Origin of the sequence: Vibrio sp. OPT46 (assembly GCF_015163535.1) — a bacterium.
Classification (GTDB): domain Bacteria; phylum Pseudomonadota; class Gammaproteobacteria; order Enterobacterales; family Vibrionaceae; genus Vibrio; species Vibrio alginolyticus.
The window spans coordinates 29120-33641 of the sequence record NZ_JADDYG010000443.1 but is presented as its reverse complement, the minus strand read 5'-3'; the positions used below and the strand labels follow the sequence as shown (position 1 = coordinate 33641).

General features: G+C 44.6%; 4 protein-coding genes. All 4 read right to left on the bottom strand.

Features of this window, described 5'->3' with window-relative positions; genetic code table 11:
- A partial coding sequence (locus IQR33_RS19145) for an AAA family ATPase (protein ID WP_193843936.1) occupies window positions 1-1370 on the bottom strand: 1370 nt, incomplete at its 3' end.
- Window positions 1371-1422: 52 nt separating this feature from the next.
- Window positions 1423-2523, bottom strand: coding sequence for a 3-dehydroquinate synthase (gene aroB, locus IQR33_RS19140; protein WP_005381318.1), 1101 nt, complete (start codon window positions 2521-2523; stop codon window positions 1423-1425).
- A 32-nt stretch (window positions 2524-2555) separates the two neighbouring features.
- On the bottom strand, window positions 2556-3074 hold the full coding sequence (aroK, locus tag IQR33_RS19135) for a shikimate kinase AroK (RefSeq protein ID WP_005381319.1): 519 nt from the start codon (window positions 3072-3074) through the stop codon (window positions 2556-2558).
- A 187-nt stretch (window positions 3075-3261) separates the two neighbouring features.
- Window positions 3262-4522: type IV pilus secretin PilQ (locus tag IQR33_RS19130; protein WP_193843935.1), on the bottom strand; the 1261-nt coding region annotated here is incomplete at its 5' end.

Below are 4522 nucleotides of genomic sequence, written 5' to 3'. Positions count from 1 at the left end.
CACTCGGTGTCATTACGAACGGTAGGATAAATTCGCACTTGATTATTCAGTTGATGCTCATTGAGAAAGGATTGTACATCTTCCATTGAGGTCATAGCTGCGAGTTGTAAAGTGTAAGCTCTTGGCGATAGCGCTTTTAGTTCTTCACGAGCAAATGAAAACTTCACAACAGGTTGGTTTGCGTCACCCTCTTCTGACTGAGCAGGTGCTTGCGTCATATCTTGATTCGGTTTTACGACTTTAATCAAAGGGGAGCTAGTTTCATCGGCGGTTTCTGTCTTCTCAGTACCTACGACATCATCAATCGCTTTTGTGTCTGCTGAATCAGCTTTACCTTCAAGCAATGCATCGACCACATTCGACTCAATCACCACTCTTTGTTGATTGTCATCACTGCCTACGCTCGCTACTTCTTCTGTCACTGCTGGCGGTAATGAATCAGAATCATCAACCGCACCAGACTTATCAAGACTGCTAGAGCCATCGGTTACAGGAATCAGTGAAGACTGCGCTGCACTGATTCCTGACTCTTCAAAAGTTGGAATAGCCGTTTGCTCTAAACTGCCAGCAATTTGCTGCGCTTTATCATCAGGACTTGGTTGACTAAGCATCCACCAATAGCCACCAGCAGCAAGCAACAGTAATACTAATACCACCAACGCAATATTCAGGGGTGAACCGACAATCGAGCGGATAATGATCCTTTTTTCCACTTTCATCTCTCCTAACGCCATGATGTCACCCGGTACTGGGTCGACTTTTTTAAATGCATCTCGAACCCGTTTCTCAGACTCATCATCGACGTAGCGCGCAACAAGTGACTCAAAGAAACGACGAGCTTCCACTTCGGACAACATATCAATATCAAGCTCAACAGGCTTTATCTCTTGTCCATAACTGAGACGTGCTAGCAAACCTTCTAAACGTCCAGACTGTGTAAACAGTAGGATATTGATGGTCCAATTTGGCTTATGGTGCGCCTCTAAGACCAGCATCCAAAGCTCAGAGATAAGTGTCTCACTCAATAAATGCGCATCATCTACAACAATTGCAATGTCACACGGCTCATCACCTAAAAGCCTTTCAAGGCTATCAAGTAAAGGCTCTTGCTGATTAAACAATGCGTCTGAAACCAGTTGATTCAAAATAAGGACGCGATGCTGCACATCGTCTTGATTAGAATGACAAAGTAACAAACATTGATTCTTGTTACTGGCACCCACTTCAAGGTATCGCTGCGCTAGCCAAGATTTCCCGTACCCATCATGACCATTAATCGCAATGAGATTGGAACCAAAGTTAGTCAGTAGACCTAATCTATCAAGCAACTCGATTTGAGAATCTAATTCCAGTACGTGAGCAACACTCATCTAATAACCTTAATACACTACAAGAATGACGCCCAAAGGCGCCATTACAAGGTTAAATATCGCGACCGAAGTCTATCGCCTGTTTGAGTACGTCTTGCGTCGTATCAGCAATTACCTCGGCAGTGCCAATGCCTGTAGGCAAAACCAATCGTAATTGACCAGAGAGGACTTTCTTATCTCGCATCATGTGCTTGATGAAGTCATCGAAATTCATACTGTCTGGAGTATGCACAGGCAGTTTTGCACGACGCAAAATCGCAACAATACGCTCAAATTGCTCTTCCGAGATCAGACCGCGTAGATGCGACGTTTTGGCCGCCATAACAGTGCCGGAAGATACCGCTTCACCATGCAGCCAATTGCCATAGCCAAGTTCCGCTTCAATCGCATGACCAAAGGTGTGACCTAAGTTAAGCAAAGCACGGATGCCCGATTCTTTCTCATCCTGAGCCACCACTTCCGCTTTTATTTCACAGCAACGTGCGATCGCATAAGTTAGTGCTTCTTCATCCAACGCATACAAGCGCTCAAGATTGTCTTCTAACCATACAAAAAAATCTGCATCGTAAATAATGCCGTACTTAATGACTTCGGCGATACCCGCAGCGAACTCACGTTCAGGCAACGTCGACAGGCAGTTCGTATCAATGATCACGGCTTTAGGTTGGTAAAACGCACCTATCATGTTCTTACCCAACGGATGGTTAACCGCGGTTTTTCCACCAACCGAAGAGTCCACTTGGGATAGTAATGTGGTCGGTATTTGAATAAAGTCGACCCCACGCTGGTAACAGGCAGACGCAAAACCCACAAGGTCGCCAATAACACCACCACCTAACGCGATGATCACAACATCACGAGCATAACTCCCTTCCAGTAAGAAGTTCATTACTTGATTAAATACATCCAAGTTTTTGTACTGTTCACCATCAGGCAATTCTAACAAGGATGCACTACAACCGAGCTGCTCGAGTTGCTTTAAAATTTTGTCTGCATACAAAGGCGCCACTGTGACATTACTGATCACAACAACTTTTTGTTTTGCATTTTTGTTTGAGAGAACTTGAGAGAGGTACGCCGGGTCCTCAAATAACCCGGCGCCAATAGAGATTGGGTAGCTACGCTCAGCTAGGTTGACCGTAATCCGTTCCATCGGTTTGCTCCAATTAAAAAAAAGATAAAGACTTATCTCTCTTCTAGCATTTTTACGATCTGGTTGGCTACCACTTTTGCACTTTGATCGTCAGTGCGAACAGTGTAATCCGCTACTTCTTCATATAAAGGATTACGTTCTTCAGCTAATTGCTCCAGTACTTCGCGAGGGTTATCCGTTTGAAGTAAAGGACGCTTCTTGTCGCGGTTTGTACGCGCAAGTTGCTTTTCAATCGTCGTTTCTAAGTAAACAACAACACCACGTGCCGAAAGACGATTGCGGTTTTCTTTGCTCTTAACAGAGCCACCGCCAGTCGCAAGCACGATGCCTTGCTCTTGTGTTAGGTCTTCAAGTACCGCTTCTTCACGCTTGCGGAAGCCTTCTTCACCTTCTACATCAAAAACCCAAGAGATGTCTGCACCAGTGCGTTCTTCGATCACTGTATCGGAGTCAACAAACTCCATATGCAGTTGCTGTGCTAGATGTCTACCAATTGTACTTTTGCCGGCGCCCATTGGGCCAACAAGGAAAATATTACGTTTCTCAGCCATGTTTAGCAGTAATTTACAACATTGATTCAATAAGATCGCCACAAGAAAACACAGCTAAACTGCTGTTCTACAAGGCTTGTGGCACCAGTTCCTCACAGATAATTCGTGATAAGACCCGAAATTATCCAAGCATGGTGCCACTATTGCAACTTTATTTTTGATTTAATCAGTTTTTCCCGAGACAGAACTACTGAATCACCACCTTAGGCGTGACGAAAATTAACAGCTCACTTTTGCCAACATTCTCATAACTTCGACGAAAAAGAGCACCTAATAGCGGCAGGTCGCCCAACAAAGGCACTTTGTCCACCGAGTTAGTAATGCTGTGCTGAAAAATACCACCAAGAACGACCGTTTCACCGTTATTCACTAACACTTGCGTCCCGATACGTTGAGTATCAATCGCAACAGCTTCACCAGTGCCTGTCTTCACGACTTGTCCTGGTCTATCTTGCGTGACACTTAAATCCAATACTAAGCGGTTATCCGGTGTGATTTGCGGGGTTACCTTCAAACTTAATACCGCCTTTTTGAACGTCACCGTCGTTGCACCACTTGATGATGACTCTAGGTAAGGAATCTCTGTACCTTGTTCGATATAGGCAGGTTTCTTATTGGTAGTGATCAAACGTGGGCTCGAGATAATCTCAGCTTTAGACTCTTGTTGCAGCGCAGAAAGCTCAAGATCCAACAAGGTGTCTGAACCTAACTTTGCGACCTGAAAAGCAATGCTGGTCGCATTCGGGCTGGTTGCAGCTAAGTTTACATTTAGGAAGTCATCGATCCCTACTCCATCACCGTCACCACCGTCATCACCCCCTTCTCCATTATAGAGACCGATCGTGGCGAGGTTGTTCTCAATAGAACCACCCACTGTATTACTGCCATTAATAGACGTAAAACCCCAACGAACCCCTAACTCGTCCATGTTACCTTCATTGATGGTCACAATACGCGCCTCAATTTGAACCTGTTTAACTGGAATATCCAAAGACTCAATAATTTCTCGAATCACCTCGATGTTTTCAGGTAACTCTCTAATCAATAACGAGTTAGTTCGCTCATCAATGGTCATACTGCCGCGCTCTGACAGCATGCTGATATTTCCTTCACCATTGATCATCTCCGCAATGTCTGATGCTTTAGCAAAATTAACTTTGATGATTTCAGATGAAAGCTCTCCCATTTCTTCCGTCAATTTTTGTTTTTCTAACTGCTGCTTCTCACGCAAGTCCAGCTCATCAGTCGGAGCAACTAAAATCACGTTGCCATCAACACGCTTATCTAACCCCTTAACTTGCAAAATAATATCCAGCACTTGCTGCCAAGGGACACCATCAAGACGAAGCGTGAGGTTGCCTTCCACAGAGTCGGAGACAACCAAATTGAATTGGTTGTAATCAGCAATAAGCTGCAAGACGTTTCGCACAGGAATATCTTGGAAGTTT

Excerpts from the sequence above, each read along its gene's own strand:
- aroB (WP_005381318.1), bottom strand. The coding sequence starts at position 2,523 with ATGGAACGGATTACGGTCAACCTAGCTGAGCGTAGCTACCCAATCTCT.
- aroK (WP_005381319.1), bottom strand. The coding sequence starts at position 3,074 with ATGGCTGAGAAACGTAATATTTTCCTTGTTGGCCCAATGGGCGCCGGC.